Below are 13,925 nucleotides of genomic sequence, written 5' to 3' on the forward strand. Positions count from 1 at the left end.
AAGGCCTCAGCGCTGATGACGGATGCGTGGGTTGGCCAGGCCGTAGAGGATATCCACGACGAAGTTGACCAGGATCACCAGGCAGGCGATCAACAGGATGCCGTTCTGGACCACGGGGTAGTCACGGGCGCCGATGGCTTCGATCAGCCATTTGCCGATGCCCGGCCAGGAGAAGATGGTTTCGGTCAGTACGGCACCGGCCAGCAGCGTGCCGACCTGCAGGCCGAACACCGTCAGCACCGGGATCAACGCGTTGCGCAGGCCGTGCACGAAGACCACGCGGGCCGGCGACAGGCCCTTGGCGCGGGCGGTGCGGATGTAATCCTCGCGCAGCACTTCGAGCATCGACGACCGGGTCATGCGGGCGATCACCGCCAGCGGGATGGTGCCGAGCACTATGGCTGGCAGGATCAGGTGCATCACCGCATCCTTGAATGCGCCTTCCTCGTCGCTGAGCAGGGTGTCGATGAGCATGAAACCGGTTTTCGGCTCGATGTCGTAGAGCAGGTCGATGCGCCCGGAAACCGGGGTCCAGCCCAGGCTCACCGAGAAGAACATGATCAGGATCAGGCCCCACCAGAAGATCGGCATGGAATAGCCGGCCAGGGAGATGCCCATCACCCCGTGGTCGAACAGCGACCCCCGCTTGAGTGCGGCGATCACCCCGGCCAGCAGGCCGACGACGCCGGCGAACAGCAAGGCGGCGAGGGCCAGTTCCAGGGTGGCGGGGAACAGGGTGAGGAACTCGGTCCACACGCTCTCGCGGGTGCGCAGCGATTCACCCAGGTCGCCGTGGGCCAGCTTGCCGACATAGTCCAGGTACTGGACTGGCAGCGGCTTGTTCAGGCCCAGGCGCTCCATGGCCTGGGCGTGCATTTCGGGGTCGACCCTGCGTTCGCCCATCATCACTTCCACCGGGTCGCCGGGGATCAGGCGTATGAGCGCGAAGGTCAGCAAGGTGATACCGAAGAAGGTCGGTATCAGCAGGCCCAGGCGCCGGGCAATAAAACTCAACATTGTCGGGGTTACCTCATCAGCAGGTCACGCAGTGTCGCCGGTGCCCGTGCGGGATCCCGGCGATCGTTGTTGTTCTACTTCACCTTGGTGGTGGCGAAGTTGTTGTTGGTCAGAGGGTTGATCACGTAGCCCTCCACGTTGTCACGCATGGCGGTGAACATCTTCGGATGGGCCATGCTGATCCAGGGTTGATCGTCATCGTACACCTTCAAAGCCTCGGCATAGAGCCTGGCGCGTTCGTCGTTGTCGATCACTTCGCGGGCGCGGGTGATCAGTTCCTGGAATTTGGCATTGCACCAGCGTGCATAGTTCTCGCCGCTTTTGGCGGCGTCGCAGCTAAGCAGCGGGCTGAGGAAATTGTCCGGGTCTCCGTTGTCGCCGGCCCAGCCGGTGGACACAAGGTCGGCCTCGCCCTTCTTGGCGCGGCGCAGCATTTCGGCCCATTCCATCACGCGGATATCCAGCTTCAGGCCGATCTGCTTGAGGTCAGCCTGCAGCATCTCGGCGGACAGGCGCGGGTTGGGGTTGGTCGGGCCGCCGCCATTGCGGGTGAACAGGGTGATCACCGCGCCTTCCGGCACGCCGGCCTGCTTGAGCAGCTCGCGGGCCTTGGCCAGGTCGCGGGGCGGGTTCTTGTTCTCGGTGTTGTAGCCGATCATGGTCGGCGGATACGGGTTCACGCCGACCAGCGCGTTGCCCTTGCCGAACAGCTGGTCGACGTGAGTCTGGCGGTCGAAGGCCATGTTGATGGCTTTGCGCACGCGCACGTCGCTCAGGTACTTGTGTTCGGTATTCATCGAGATGTAGCCGGTGACCAGGGCTTCGATTTCGTCGACCTTGAGTTTCGGATCTTGCTTGATCAACGGTACGTCATCGGGCTTGGGGTACAGCGCCACCTGGCACTCGTTGGCACGCAGCTTCTGCAGGCGCACGTTGCTGTCGGTGGCGATGGCGAAGATCAGCGCGTCGGCAGGCGGCTTGCCACGGAAGTAGTCCGGGTTGGGCTTGTAGCGAACCTGGGCGTCCTTGTTGTAGCGCTGGAAGATGAACGGGCCGGTGCCGATCGGCTTGCTGTTGAGGTCGCCGGTCTTGCCCGCCTTGAGCAGCTGGTCGCCATATTCGGCGGAGTAGATCGAGGTGAAGGCCATGGCCATGTCGCGCAGGAATGGCGCTTCCGGGCGGGTGAGGGTGATCACCACGGTGTGGTCGTCGGTCTTGGTTACCGACTTGAGCAGGTCCTTGAAGGCCATGCTTTCGAAGTACGGGTAGCCGACACTGGTCTTGGCGTGCCAAGGGTGGTTCGGGTCGAGCTGGCGGTTCAGGCTCCACAGCACGTCATCGGCGTTGAACGCGCGGGTCGGCGTGAAGTACTCGGTGGTGTGGAACTTGACCCCTTGGCGCAGGTGGAAGGTGTAGGTCAGGCCGTCGGGCGAAATGTCCCAGCGTTCGGCCAGGGCCGGCTGAATTTCGGTGGTGCCGGGCTTGAAGTCGACCAGGCGGTTGAACACCGTCTCGGCCGAAGCATCGGCGGTGACCGCAGTGGTGTACTGGACGATGTCGAAGCCTTCCGGGCTGGCTTCGGTGCAGACCACCAGCGGTTTGGCCGCGAGGTTGCCAGCGGCGCCCAGGATGACCGCTGCCAGGGCAGCGCGGAGCGGTAGCGATGTCATGGAAACTCCCTGCATGCATTGATTCCAGCGTAGCCGCCACGGCCCGGGTTGAAGCGGGCCGTGGCGCCATCGGTCAGAGAATGTTGAATGGAATGGTGGTGACCACGCGGAACTCGTCCAGGCTGCCATCGGCCTGGGCCTTGCTGGCGCGGTGCGCGGTGTAGGTGGCACGGATGCTGGTGTCCTTGAACGGCCCGCTCTGCACCGCGTAACTGGTGCCGATGCCCCACTCGTAGTGGGTTTCGCCGTCCAGGCCGTTCACGTCATAGGCGGTGCCCCGGTAGTGGGTGCCGTCGATGCCCCAGCCGCGGGCGTTGTACAGGTTGAACTTGAGGCCCGGCACGCCGTACGGCGCCATGTTCAGCACGTAGGAAAGCTGCAGGGACTTCTCGTTGGGGCCGTTGAAGTCCGACAGCAGCGAGTTGGCCAGGTAGATGCCGTTGGTTTCGTGCAGGTAGTCGAAGTACTCGTTGCCGTTGACCTGCTGCCAGGACGCGGTGAGGGTGTGCGCCTGGTGGGTCAGGCCGAACGACAGGCTGTAGGTGTCGTTGTCGATCTCACCCATCTTCTTGCTGCCTTCGTCCACGGTCTTGTAGTAGTTCAGGCCGGTGGTCAGGGCGAGCACGGCGTTGTCGCCGAGTACGTGGTTGGCGCCGAAGTAGTACTGGTTCCAGAAGTCGTCGACCTTGGTGGCGTACAGGCTGGTGGTCAGGCTCTTGAACGGCTGGTAGTTGACCCCGGCGGTGCTGGCGCGGTCGGTCTCGACGCCAGTGGCGCCGTACTCGCTGCGGAACTTGCTCAGGCTTTGTTCGGTACGTGGCGAAACGCGGTCGAAGGTGCCCAGGTCGATCGACAGGTTGTCGAACTCGGCGCTGTGCAGGAACGCGCCCTGGAAGCTCGACGGCAGCGCACGGTTGCCGATGTAGGCGATCATCGGCGTATCCACCGACTGGCGGCCGACGGTGAGGGTGGTGTTGGAGACACGTGCCTTGACGTTGGCCAGGCCCATCTTGCTCCACTGGCCGACCGGGTCGCCGTCGCTGTGGGTGAGCGTTCGGTTGTTCGGCCCGGCGATTGCGGCGCGGCCCTGCTGCAGAGCGATGGCGTTGTAGCCGGCGGCCTCGACGGCAAAGCCGACGGTGCCCTGGGTGAAACCCGAACTGTAGTTGAGGATGGTGCCCTGCACCCAGTTGTCGCGGCTGTGGGTGTCGTGGCGGGTGCCGTCGCCCTTGTAGTACTTCCACAGTGGTGCGCGGGTGGCGCGTTCGTGGGCGTACCAGTTGCGGGTGCTGCCGGACAGGCTCTGGCCGTCGATGAAGCCGTTGGCCTGATCCTGTTCGCTGCTGGATTTGAGGCTGAACGGGACATAGTCCTGGCTCTGGGTGTCGGCCTCTGTCACGGCGGAAAAGGTGCCGATGGATAAGGCCAAAGCGGTCAAGGTGAATAGTCTCAAGGTTAAAGCTCCCTTTCTGTTCTTTTAGTTATCACCTGGCCTTGTGGGCCGGGTTGCTTGCTGCGGTGTTGCCAGGGTTGCCCGGGGTTACCGGGCAAAATCGGGGCGTTGTGTTGGCTGTGCCGGCCCTTTCGCGGGGCAAGCCCGCTCCCACAGATTTCCTGAGATCTGCAAGCTTGTGCTGTGCCTGTGGGAGCGGGCTCGTCCCGCGAAGAGGCCGGTAAGGGCTATTGCTCAATCAACACTCACACCGGAAAAGTTATTGCGCCCGAACGGGCTGACCTTGAAATCGGCCACCTTGATGCTCAGCGGCTGGTTCACCGTGGAATGCGCCACCGGGGTGATCGGCACTTGCTGCTTGAGGCGCTGCTGGGCCTGCTGGTATAGCGCCGTGCGCTGCTCGCGGTCGGTGACCTGCTTGGCCTGCTTGACCAGGCTGTCGTACTGCGGGTCGCACCACAGCGAATAGTTGTTGCTGCCGATGGCGTCGCAGTTGTAGAGGGTGCCGAGCCAGTTGTCCGGGTCACCGTTGTCGCCGGTCCAGCCGATCAGAGCGATGTCGTGCTCGCCGCTCTTCATGCGCTTGAGGTATTCGCCCCATTCGTAGCTGACGATGCGCACCTTGAAGCCGAGCTTGTTCCAGTCGGACTGCAGCATCTCGGCCATCAGTTTGGCGTTGGGGTTGTACGGGCGCTGCACGGGCATCGCCCACAGGGTGATCTCGGTGCCTGGCTTGACCCCGGCTTGCTGCAGCAGCTGCTTGGCCTTCTCCGGATCGAAGGGCGCGTCCTTGAGGCTGCTGTCATAGGACCATTGGGTCGGCGGCATGGCATTGACTGCCAGCTGGCCGGAGTCCTGATACACCGCCTGGAGAATGGCCTGCTTGTTCACCGCCATGTCCATGGCCTGGCGCACTTCCAGGCGGTCGAACGGTGGGTGCTGGGTGTTGTAGGCGATGTAGCCAAGGTTGAAGCCCGGCTGCTGCATGACCTGCAGCTTGCCGTCGGCCTTGAGCGCCGGCAGGTCGGCCGGGCGCGGGTGCAAGGTGACCTGGCATTCATTGCGGCGCAGTTTCTGAATGCGTACCGACGGGTCGGTGTTGATCGAGAACACCAGGTTGTCGATCTTCACTTCATCTGGCGCCCAGTAATCCTTGTTGCCCTTGAAGCGGATCTGCGAGTCCTTCTGGTAACGCTGGAACACGAACGGCCCGGTGCCGATCGGTTGCTGGTTGATGTCGCTGGGGCGCCCGCTGGCCAGCAGCTGCTCGGCGTATTCAGCAGAGAGTATCGAGGCGAAGCTCATCGCCAGGTTCTGGATGAATGCGGCGTCGACCTTGTTCAGGCTGAACACCACGGTCATCGGGCCGGTTTTCTCGACCCGGGCGATGTTCTTGTCCAGGCCCATGCTGACGAAGTAGGGGAATTCGGTGGGGTAGGCCTTACGGAATGGCTGGTCCTTGTCGAGCATGCGGTTGAAGGTGAACAGCACATCGTCGGCGTTGAAGTCACGGCTTGGCGTGAAGGCCTTGTTGGCGTGAAACTTCACGCCCTCGCGCAGGTGGAAGGTGTAGCGCAGGCCATCGTCGGAGACTTCCCATTTCGTCGCCAGCGCCGGGTGCACGGCGGTGCCGCCGCGTTCGAATTCCACCAGGCGGTTGTAGATCGGTTCGGCGGCATCGTTGTCGGTGGCGCTGGTGTACTGGGCGGTGTCGAAGCCGGCCGGGCTGCCTTCGGAGCAGAACACCAGGTTCTTGGCCTGAAGGGCAGGGGCCTGGCTCAGCAGGCCGAGGGCCAGTAGGGTCGAAAGGCGAGTGACGTGGCGCATGGCGGTTCCTTTTCCAGCTGTTTACGCCGCTTCGGGGTACGAATGACGGCAACAGTTTGCCGACTCCGTCGCGGATAGCGTCGGAGTGGGCACGAGATGCTTGATGGTGGTGAGGAGGCCTCCGCCGTCGATCGGGGGGGGCCGGGACCTACCCTATTTGTCCACGCTGACGCCGTAGAAGGCGTTCAACGCGAATGGGCTGATCTTGAAGTCCTTCACCTTGGCGCTCATCGGCTGGTAGACCGTGGAGTGGGCGATCGGGGTGATAGGCACCTGCTCCTTGAGGATGTGCTGGGCCTTCTGGTACAGCTCGGTACGCTTGCCCTGGTCGGAGGTGGCCTTGGCCTGCTTGATCAGGTCGTCGTAGGGCTTGTAGCACCACTTGGAGAAGTTGTTGCCGTCGATGGCGTCGCAACCGTAGAGGGTGCCGAGCCAGTTGTCCGGGTCACCGTTGTCGCCACTCCAGCCAATCAGCATGGCGCCCTGTTCGCCGCCTTTGGACCGCTTGATGTACTCGCCCCACTCGTAGCTGACGATCTTGGCCTTGATGCCGATCTTCGCCCAGTCCGATTGCAGCATCTCGGCCATCAGCTTGGCGTTGGGGTTGTATGGGCGCTGTACGGGCATTGCCCACAGGGTGATCTCGGTGCCTTCCTTGACGCCGGCTTTCTTGAGCAGTTCCTTGGCCTTTTCCGGGTCGTACGGCGCATCCTTGATGCTGGTGTCGTAGGACCACTGGGTCGGTGGCATGCCGTTGACGGCGAGCTGGCCGGCGCCCTGGTAGACCGATTCGATGATCTTCTTCTTGTCGACGGCCATGTCCAGGGCCTGGCGCACTTCAAGCTTGGCCATCGGGTTAGGCTCGTTGCTGCCCTTGATCTTGTCCATCACGTTGTAGGCGATGTAGCCGAGGTTGAAGCCGGCCTGTTGCGGCATCTGCAGGTTCTTGTCGGCCTTCAGCGGCTCGATGTCGGCCGGGCGCGGGAACAGGGTGACCTGGCACTCGTTCTTCTTCAGCTTCTGCATGCGCACCGAGGCGTCGGTGGTGATGGCGAAGATCAGGTTGTCGATCTTCACGTCCTCGGGCTTCCAGTAGTCCTTGTTGCCCTTGAAGCGGATCTGCGCGTCTTTCTGGTACTTGCTGAACACGAATGGGCCAGTACCGATCGGCTTCTGGTTGATGTCGGCGGCCTTGCCGTCCTTGAGCAACTGGTCGGCGTACTCGGCGGACTGGATGGAGGCGAAGCTCATGGCCAGGTTCTGGATGAACGCGGCGTCCACTTCATTGAGGGTGAACTTCACCGTGTGATCGTCGAGTTTCTCCACCTTGGCGATGTTCTTGTCCATGCCCATGTCGGTGAAGTACGGGAATTCGGTGGGGTAGGCCTTACGGAAGGGGTGGTTCTTGTCGAGCATGCGGTTGAAGGTGAACAGCACGTCGTCGGCGTTGAATTCGCGGGTCGGCTTGAAGTAGTCGGTGGTGTGGAACTTGACCCCTTCACGCAGGTGGAAGGTATATGTCTTGCCGTCCTCAGCCACGTCCCACTTGGTCGCAAGGCCCGGGATGACCGCGGTGCCACCGCGCTCGAACTGGGTCAGGCGGTTGAAAACGGTCTCGGCCGAGGCGTCGAAGTCGGTTCCGGTGGTGTATTGCCCCGGGTCGAAGCCGGCCGGGCTGCCTTCGGAGCAGAACACCAGGTTGGACGCGGCGTGGGCCAGCGGAGCGCCAGCGAGCAAGCCTGCACCTAGCAGGAACGGAATGACTGCGTGTTTGAGCATGGTGGCCTCATTGTTGTCATTTTTGATTTTGAGGTGGCCTCGTGAGCCGACCTGCGGATACTTATGCAGGGGGTATTCCCAATGCAACAGGCACAAGGATAGTTGGCGTCAGAAAAGTAGTACGAGCGTACATGAATGTCGCATTCGTATAACTTTCAGCGAAGTTGAACGTTTGCGCAGGCGAAATGATGGCTTTTTGCGGGATATTTCGGGGCGGGGGAGTGTGTAGGAAGCACCTATATGGTGCGTAGGAAATTTCTCTGTTTCGGGAATTTCACCCGTGGTTCCTGTGGGAGCGGGCTTGCCCGCGAACACCGGCAAAGCCGGTGCCAGGCAACGTGTCGCCTTTTTCGCGGGCAAGCCCGCTCCCACAGGTACTGCTTATCGGCTTAAGGCATCTGCACTTCGATCAGGCCATCAGCATTCATGCTGACTTCGCTGGTGCCGGCCTCGATATCCGGCGCCGGCGCCGCTTCATCGGCCGCCATGGCCTTCATCGCCATTGGGGCGCTGCGCAGGTAAGGGCGCGGATACCCGGAACTGTTCAGGTTCAGGCTGACCACTTTATAGCCCTTGCCCCCCAGCGCCTCGGTGGCCAGCTGCGCACGGGCCTTGAACGCATTCACCGCGTCCTTGAGCAGCTCATCCTCGCTGGCCTTGCGCGTGGCCGGGGCAATCGAGAAGTCCATGCCACCCATCTTCAGGTCCTGCAGCAGGTCTGCGGTGAGCTGGGACAGGGCCGGGAAGTCGGCGCCTTCCAGGCGCAGCTCGGCGCGTTCGCGCCAGCCGGTGATCTTCTGGCCCTTGCTGTCATAAACCGGGTAGCTGTTACGGCTGCCCTGGCTGATCTTCACGTCCTTGACCTGGCGAGCCTGCTGCACGGCCTTGTTCATGGTTTCGGTGATCTGCTTGGCGAGCTTGCCTGGGTCGGTATTCTGCGCTTCGCTATAGAGGGTCACGACCATCAGGTCACGTGCCACTTCCTTGCTGACTTCGGCGCGCAGCGATACCTGGTTGAAGCGCGGCTCGTCGGCCGCCAGTGCCGGCAGGCTGGCGAGCAGGCCGCAGGAGAGGATCAGGGCCGCGCCGCGACGTGGGATGTGCATGTGTTACTCCTTGGCAATAGTGGGCGTGGGGTCTGGCCATCCATTCCACGCATGGCCCATCAGACCCGGAGCAGTGTAGTGGGTTCAAAAGTGCCACTATTAACTTGTGACAAAGTGTGGCGCTTTGCCGCATCGCTGCAGCGGGGCGCCCGGCTTCGGTATACTTCAGCCGATTGAGCACTCATCGGGAGAGCGCATGCTCGCCGCCGCACAACCGTTATCCGCAACACGCCAGAACCTCTGGCGCCTGACTGTCATTCGCGTTCTGGTCCTGGCCGCCCAGGCAGGCTCTGTGGGCGTCGCCTACTGGACCGACCTGCTGCCGCTACCCTGGCTGTCGCTGGCCGCCACCTTGGCGCTGTCGTCGATCCTCTGCGCCTTCACCGCCTTGCGCCTGCGCCTGTCGCTGCCGGTCACCGAAACTGAATACGCCCTGCAGCTGGCCTGCGACCTGCTGATTCACAGCGCCTTGCTATATTACTCCGGCGGCTCGACCAACCCGTTCGTGTCCTATTACCTGGTGCCGCTGGCGATTGCCGCAGTGACCTTGCCGTGGCTGTATTCGCTGATCCTCTCGGGCATCGCCCTGACCGCCTACAGCCTGCTGCTGGTGCAGTTCTACCCGCTCGAGGGGCTGCCGATGGCGCGGGACAAGATGCAGGTCTACGGCATGTGGCTGAGTATTGCCCTGGCCGCCGCCGTGATCACCTTCTTCGCCGCGCGCATGGCCGAAGAACTGCGCCGCCAGGAGCAACTGCGTTCCGAGCGCCGCGAAGAAAGCCTGCGTGATGAGCAGCTGCTGGCCGTCGCCACCCAGGCTGCCGGCGCCGCCCACGAACTGGGCACACCCTTGGCGACCATGAGCGTGCTGCTCAATGAAATGCGCCAGGACCACACCGACCCGCTGCTGCAGGAAGACCTGCAGATCCTTCAGGACCAGGTCAAGCTGTGCAAGGAAACCTTGCAGCAACTGGTGCGCGCCGCTGAGGCCAACCGCCGCCTGGCGGTGGTCGAGCAGGATGTCACCGCCTGGCTCGACGAGGCGTTGAACCGCTGGCACCTGATGCGCCCGGAGGCCAGCTATCGCTTCCAGCGCCTGCGCGACGGCCAGGTGCCGCGCCTGACTCCGCCACCGGACCTGACCCAGGCGCTGCTGAACCTGCTGAACAATGCCGCCGATGCCTGCCCCGATGACCTGCAGGTGACCCTCGACTGGGATGCCCAGGACATTCTGATCAGCATCCGCGACCATGGCCCCGGCGTGCCGCCGGCCATCGCCGAAGCGATCGGCAAACCCTTCATTACGACCAAAGGCAAAGGTTTCGGCCTGGGCCTGTTCTTGAGCAAAGCCAGCGTGACCCGTGCGGGCGGTTCGGTGAAACTCTATAGTCATGAACAGGGTGGCACCCTGACCGAATTGCGCCTGCCCCATGGCAAGCGAGGAGATGAATGATGAGCGAAGAAAACCAGGTCGAAGGCGAAGAGCTGCCGCACCTGCTGCTGGTGGACGATGACGCCACCTTCACCCGGGTCATGGCCCGCGCCATGAGCCGCCGCGGTTTCCGCGTGAGCACGGCCGGTTCTGCCGAGGAAGGCCTCATCCTGGCCCAGCAGGACCTGCCGGACTACGCCACGCTGGACCTGAAGATGGAAGGCGACTCGGGCCTGGTGTTGCTGCCCAAGCTGCTGGAGCTGGACCCGGAGATGCGCGTGGTGATCCTGACCGGTTACTCGAGCATCGCCACCGCCGTCGAGGCGGTCAAGCGCGGTGCCTGCAACTACCTGTGCAAGCCGGCCGACGCCGACGACGTGCTGGCAGCACTGCTGTCGGAACATGCCGACCTGGACTCCCTGGTGCCGGAAAACCCGATGTCGGTGGACCGCCTGCAATGGGAGCACATCCAGCGCGTGCTGAACGAGCACGAGGGCAATATCTCCGCCACCGCGCGGGCGCTGGGCATGCACCGCCGGACCTTGCAGCGCAAATTGCAGAAGCGCCCCGTTCGCCGCTGAATCGGTGTTGGCTTCTTCGCGGGGCAAGCCCGCTCCCACAGGTTCGCCACATCCTTCGGGCCTGTTGATATTTCTGTGGGAGCGGGCTTGCCCGCGAAAAGGCCGGCACAGGTTAATCGAGAAACGTGCATATGGTCCTCCACGATCCCCGCATTTCCTGACGCGTTGGCGTATCATTAGCGGCCTAACGGCAACCCCATCAGGACCGCTTGCGCATGCTCGCCCTTCTTATCCAGACGCTGAACATCACGGCGCCCGTCTTCGCCATGCTGTTCATGGGCGTGCTGCTCAAACGCATCCACCTGATCGACGACAATTTCAACCGCGTTGCCTCGCAGCTGGTGTTCAACGTCTGCATGCCGGCACTGCTGTTTCTCGGCATCTATCACGCCGACCTGACAGCGGCAGTCAAACCCAAGGTCATCCTCTACTTCGTCGCCGCCACCCTGGTCGGCTTTGCCGTGTCCTGGGGCGTGGCCATCTGGCGCAGCCCGCTGGCTGACCGCGGCATCTACACCCAGGGTGCGTTCCGCGGCAACAACGGCGTGATCGGCCTGGCCCTGGCCGCCAGCCTCTATGGCGACTACGGCATCTCCCTGGGGGCGGTGCTCGCCGGCCTGGTGATCCTCATGTACAACTCGCTGTCGGCGGTGGTGCTGGCGGTGTACAGTCCGGACCTCAAGTCCGACCCCTGGAGCATCTGCAAGAGCATCCTCAGCAACCCGCTGATCATCAGCGTGCTGGTGGCCACGCCGATGGCTTACGGCCAGGTGCCACTGCCCAACTGGCTGCTGACTTCGGGTGACTACCTGGCGCAGATGACCTTGCCGCTGGCGCTGATCTGTATCGGCGGTACCCTGTCGCTGGCGGCGCTGCGCGACAGCGGCAAGCTGGCCATCGATGCCAGCCTGGTGAAGATGGTCTGGCTGCCGCTGATCGGCACCCTGGGTGCATGGTTGTGCGGCTTCCGTGGCGCCGAGCTGGGTATCCTGTTCCTGTACATTGGCAGCCCGACCGCAGCGGCCAGCTACGTCATGGCCCGCGCCGCCAACGGCAACCATGAACTGGCGGCGTCGATCATCGTGATCACCACGCTAATGGCGGCGATCACCACCAATATTGGTATTTTCATCTTGCAGTGGGGCGGATGGATCTAGATCCTTGACTGCAAAACAACAGAAACAACACTGCCTCACTGAGCCAAAGGACACTTCATGCAAGACCAGAGCACGCCCGAGCCGTTGAAGCGCGGGCTGAAGAATCGCCATATCCAGCTGATCGCGCTGGGTGGTGCCGTTGGCACCGGGCTGTTCCTGGGCATCGCCCAGACCATCCAGCTGGCCGGCCCCTCCGTTTTGCTGGGTTACGCCATCGCTGGCCTGATGGCCTTCTTCATCATGCGCCAACTGGGTGAAATGGTGGTCGAGGAGCCGGTCGCCGGCAGTTTCAGCCACTTCGCCCACCAATACTGGAGCGAGTTCGCCGGGTTCGTCTCCGGTTGGAACTACTGGGTGGTGTACGTGCTGGTTGGCATGGCCGAACTCACGGCCGTGGGCATCTATGTGCAGTACTGGTGGCCGGAATTCCCGACCTGGGCCACGGCGGCGATCTTCTTCGTGGTGATCAACCTGATCAACCTGACCCAGGTGAGGGTCTACGGCGAGATGGAGTTCTGGTTCGCCCTGGTCAAGGTGGTGGCGATCGTCAGCATGATCGGCTTTGGCGCCTGGATGCTGGCCAGCGGACATGGCGGCGCGGATGCCAGTGTGGCCAACCTGTGGCAATACGGCGGGTTCTTCCCCAATGGCGTGACCGGGCTGGTGATGGCGCTGGCGGTGATCATGTTCTCGTTCGGTGGCCTGGAGCTGGTCGGCATCACTGCAGCCGAGGCCGACAATCCGCGCCAGAGCATCCCCAAGGCGACCAATCAGGTGGTGTACCGCATCCTGATCTTCTACATCGGCGCCCTGGCCGTGCTGCTGTCGCTGTACCCCTGGCAGAAAGTGGTGCAGGGCGGCAGCCCGTTCGTGATGATCTTCCACGAACTGGACAGCGACCTGGTGGCGACCATCCTCAACATCGTGGTGCTGACCGCGGCGCTGTCGGTGTACAACAGCTGCGTTTATGCCAACAGCCGCATGCTGTTCGGCCTGGCCAGCCAGGGGGATGCACCGCGTCAGCTGCTCAAGGTCAGCCGCAGCGGCGTGCCACTGACGGCGTTGGGCGTTTCGGCCTTTGCAACCGGCATGTGCGTGCTGATCAACTACATGATGCCTGGTGAGGCGTTCGGGCTGCTGATGGCGTTGGCGGTGTCGGCGCTGGTGATCAACTGGGCCAGCATCAGCATTACCCACCTGAAATTCCGCAAGGCCAAGCTGGCGGCGGGCATTACCCCGTTCTACCAGAGCTGGGGGCACCCGCTGACCAACTACCTGTGCCTGGCGTTCATCGTGCTGATTCTGGTGGTGATGTACCTGACCCCGCCGATTCGCATCTCGGTGCTGCTCATTCCGGGTTGGATTGCGCTGCTATGGGTGGCCTTCAAGCTGAAGAAGGCTCGCCAGGCCCTGTAAGTAAGACAGGCCCGGCCTTTTCGCGGGTAAACCCGCTCCCACAGGTTCTGCACTGTACCTGTGGGAGCGGGTTTGCCCGCGAAGAGGCCGGGCCTGAAAAGGCTGAATCAGGCTTGATAGCTGTCGATGACTTCCTGCGCGGCCCTGAACGCATCGATCGCCGCCGGCACCCCCGCATAGACTGCGCAATGCAGCAGCGCTTCGCGAATCTCCTCTACCGTACAGCCATTGTTCAATGCCCCGCGCACATGCCCCTTGAGCTCCTGTGGGCACTTGAGCGCCGTCAGCGTGGCCAGGGTAATCAGGCTGCGGGTTTTCAGCGGCAGCCCGTCACGTGCCCAGACACTGCCCCAGGCATGCTCATTGACGAAGTCCTGCAGCGGCTGGGTAAAGTCGGTGGCATTGCCCAGGGCTCGGTCGACGAAGGCATCGCCCATCACCTGGCGGCGAATCTGTTCGCCGGTCTTGTTGCTCTCAGCCATGTTGT

At 62.8% G+C, this 13,925-nt stretch carries 11 protein-coding genes; 4 read left to right on the forward strand and 7 right to left on the reverse strand.

Features of this window, described 5'->3' with window-relative positions; all coding sequences use genetic code 11:
• Positions 1-6: 6 nt before the first annotated feature.
• From ACIPZ5_RS07730 to ACIPZ5_RS07755, 6 genes are all read right to left on the reverse strand, one after another.
• Positions 7-1,017 carry an ABC transporter permease subunit gene (locus tag ACIPZ5_RS07730; protein WP_027920247.1) on the reverse strand — a complete coding sequence of 337 codons (1,011 nt, stop codon included), beginning with the start codon at positions 1,015-1,017 and terminating at the stop codon, positions 7-9.
• Positions 1,018-1,091: 74 nt separating this feature from the next.
• The gene (locus ACIPZ5_RS07735; protein WP_400807629.1) at positions 1,092-2,687 is read right to left on the reverse strand and encodes an ABC transporter substrate-binding protein; all 1,596 of its coding nucleotides are present in this window, start codon (positions 2,685-2,687) and stop codon (positions 1,092-1,094) included.
• A gap of 73 nt (positions 2,688-2,760) precedes the next feature.
• On the reverse strand, positions 2,761-4,140 hold the full coding sequence (locus ACIPZ5_RS07740; RefSeq protein ID WP_261942778.1) for an OprD family porin: 1,380 nt from the start codon (positions 4,138-4,140) through the stop codon (positions 2,761-2,763).
• 234 nt (positions 4,141-4,374) lie between these two features.
• A complete protein-coding gene (locus ACIPZ5_RS07745) occupies positions 4,375-5,967 on the reverse strand; it encodes an ABC transporter substrate-binding protein (protein ID WP_343595415.1) in 1,593 nt (530 codons plus the stop codon).
• Between the two features lie 153 nt (positions 5,968-6,120).
• Positions 6,121-7,746, reverse strand: coding sequence for an ABC transporter substrate-binding protein (locus ACIPZ5_RS07750; RefSeq protein WP_343595413.1), 1,626 nt, complete (start codon positions 7,744-7,746; stop codon positions 6,121-6,123).
• Positions 7,747-8,135: 389 nt separating this feature from the next.
• Positions 8,136-8,852, reverse strand: coding sequence for an SIMPL domain-containing protein (locus ACIPZ5_RS07755; RefSeq protein WP_313712259.1), 717 nt, complete (start codon positions 8,850-8,852; stop codon positions 8,136-8,138).
• A 196-nt stretch (positions 8,853-9,048) separates the two neighbouring features.
• Here ACIPZ5_RS07755 and ACIPZ5_RS07760 point away from each other — a divergent pair, with 196 nt between their 5' ends.
• The 4 genes from ACIPZ5_RS07760 to ACIPZ5_RS07775 all read left to right on the forward strand — a co-directional run bounded on the left by ACIPZ5_RS07760 (position 9,049) and on the right by ACIPZ5_RS07775 (position 13,438).
• Positions 9,049-10,305: an ATP-binding protein gene (locus ACIPZ5_RS07760; RefSeq protein WP_085673641.1), complete on the forward strand. Its 1,257-nt coding sequence runs from the start codon at positions 9,049-9,051 to the stop codon at positions 10,303-10,305.
• Positions 10,305-10,865: a response regulator transcription factor gene (locus tag ACIPZ5_RS07765; RefSeq protein ID WP_079229623.1), complete on the forward strand. Its 561-nt coding sequence runs from the start codon at positions 10,305-10,307 to the stop codon at positions 10,863-10,865. Before ACIPZ5_RS07760 ends, ACIPZ5_RS07765 begins: the two co-directional genes overlap by 1 nt.
• A gap of 215 nt (positions 10,866-11,080) precedes the next feature.
• The gene (locus ACIPZ5_RS07770; protein WP_400807630.1) at positions 11,081-12,022 is read left to right on the forward strand and encodes an AEC family transporter; all 942 of its coding nucleotides are present in this window, start codon (positions 11,081-11,083) and stop codon (positions 12,020-12,022) included.
• 57 nt (positions 12,023-12,079) lie between these two features.
• Positions 12,080-13,438: an amino acid permease gene (locus ACIPZ5_RS07775; RefSeq protein WP_261942783.1), complete on the forward strand. Its 1,359-nt coding sequence runs from the start codon at positions 12,080-12,082 to the stop codon at positions 13,436-13,438.
• Between the two features lie 107 nt (positions 13,439-13,545).
• On the opposite strand, the gene ACIPZ5_RS07780 is transcribed toward ACIPZ5_RS07775, so the two are convergent.
• The gene (locus ACIPZ5_RS07780) at positions 13,546-13,920 is read right to left on the reverse strand and encodes a carboxymuconolactone decarboxylase family protein (RefSeq protein WP_261942784.1); all 375 of its coding nucleotides are present in this window, start codon (positions 13,918-13,920) and stop codon (positions 13,546-13,548) included.
• Positions 13,921-13,925: the final 5 nt, after the last annotated feature.

It is taken from the genome of Pseudomonas sp. NPDC089428, assembly GCF_044749325.1.
GTDB lineage: Bacteria > Pseudomonadota > Gammaproteobacteria > Pseudomonadales > Pseudomonadaceae > Aquipseudomonas.

Coding starts and splice junctions, on each gene's coding strand:
- ACIPZ5_RS07730 (WP_027920247.1), bottom strand. CDS start 1,017: ATGTTGAGTTTTATTGCCCGGCGCCTGGGCCTGCTGATACCGACCTTC.
- ACIPZ5_RS07735 (WP_400807629.1), bottom strand. CDS start 2,687: ATGACATCGCTACCGCTCCGCGCTGCCCTGGCAGCGGTCATCCTGGGC.
- ACIPZ5_RS07745 (WP_343595415.1), bottom strand. CDS start 5,967: ATGCGCCACGTCACTCGCCTTTCGACCCTACTGGCCCTCGGCCTGCTG.
- ACIPZ5_RS07750 (WP_343595413.1), bottom strand. CDS start 7,746: ATGCTCAAACACGCAGTCATTCCGTTCCTGCTAGGTGCAGGCTTGCTC.
- ACIPZ5_RS07755 (WP_313712259.1), bottom strand. CDS start 8,852: ATGCACATCCCACGTCGCGGCGCGGCCCTGATCCTCTCCTGCGGCCTG.
- ACIPZ5_RS07760 (WP_085673641.1), top strand. CDS start 9,049: ATGCTCGCCGCCGCACAACCGTTATCCGCAACACGCCAGAACCTCTGG.
- ACIPZ5_RS07765 (WP_079229623.1), top strand. CDS start 10,305: ATGAGCGAAGAAAACCAGGTCGAAGGCGAAGAGCTGCCGCACCTGCTG.
- ACIPZ5_RS07770 (WP_400807630.1), top strand. CDS start 11,081: ATGCTCGCCCTTCTTATCCAGACGCTGAACATCACGGCGCCCGTCTTC.
- ACIPZ5_RS07775 (WP_261942783.1), top strand. CDS start 12,080: ATGCAAGACCAGAGCACGCCCGAGCCGTTGAAGCGCGGGCTGAAGAAT.
- ACIPZ5_RS07780 (WP_261942784.1), bottom strand. CDS start 13,920: ATGGCTGAGAGCAACAAGACCGGCGAACAGATTCGCCGCCAGGTGATG.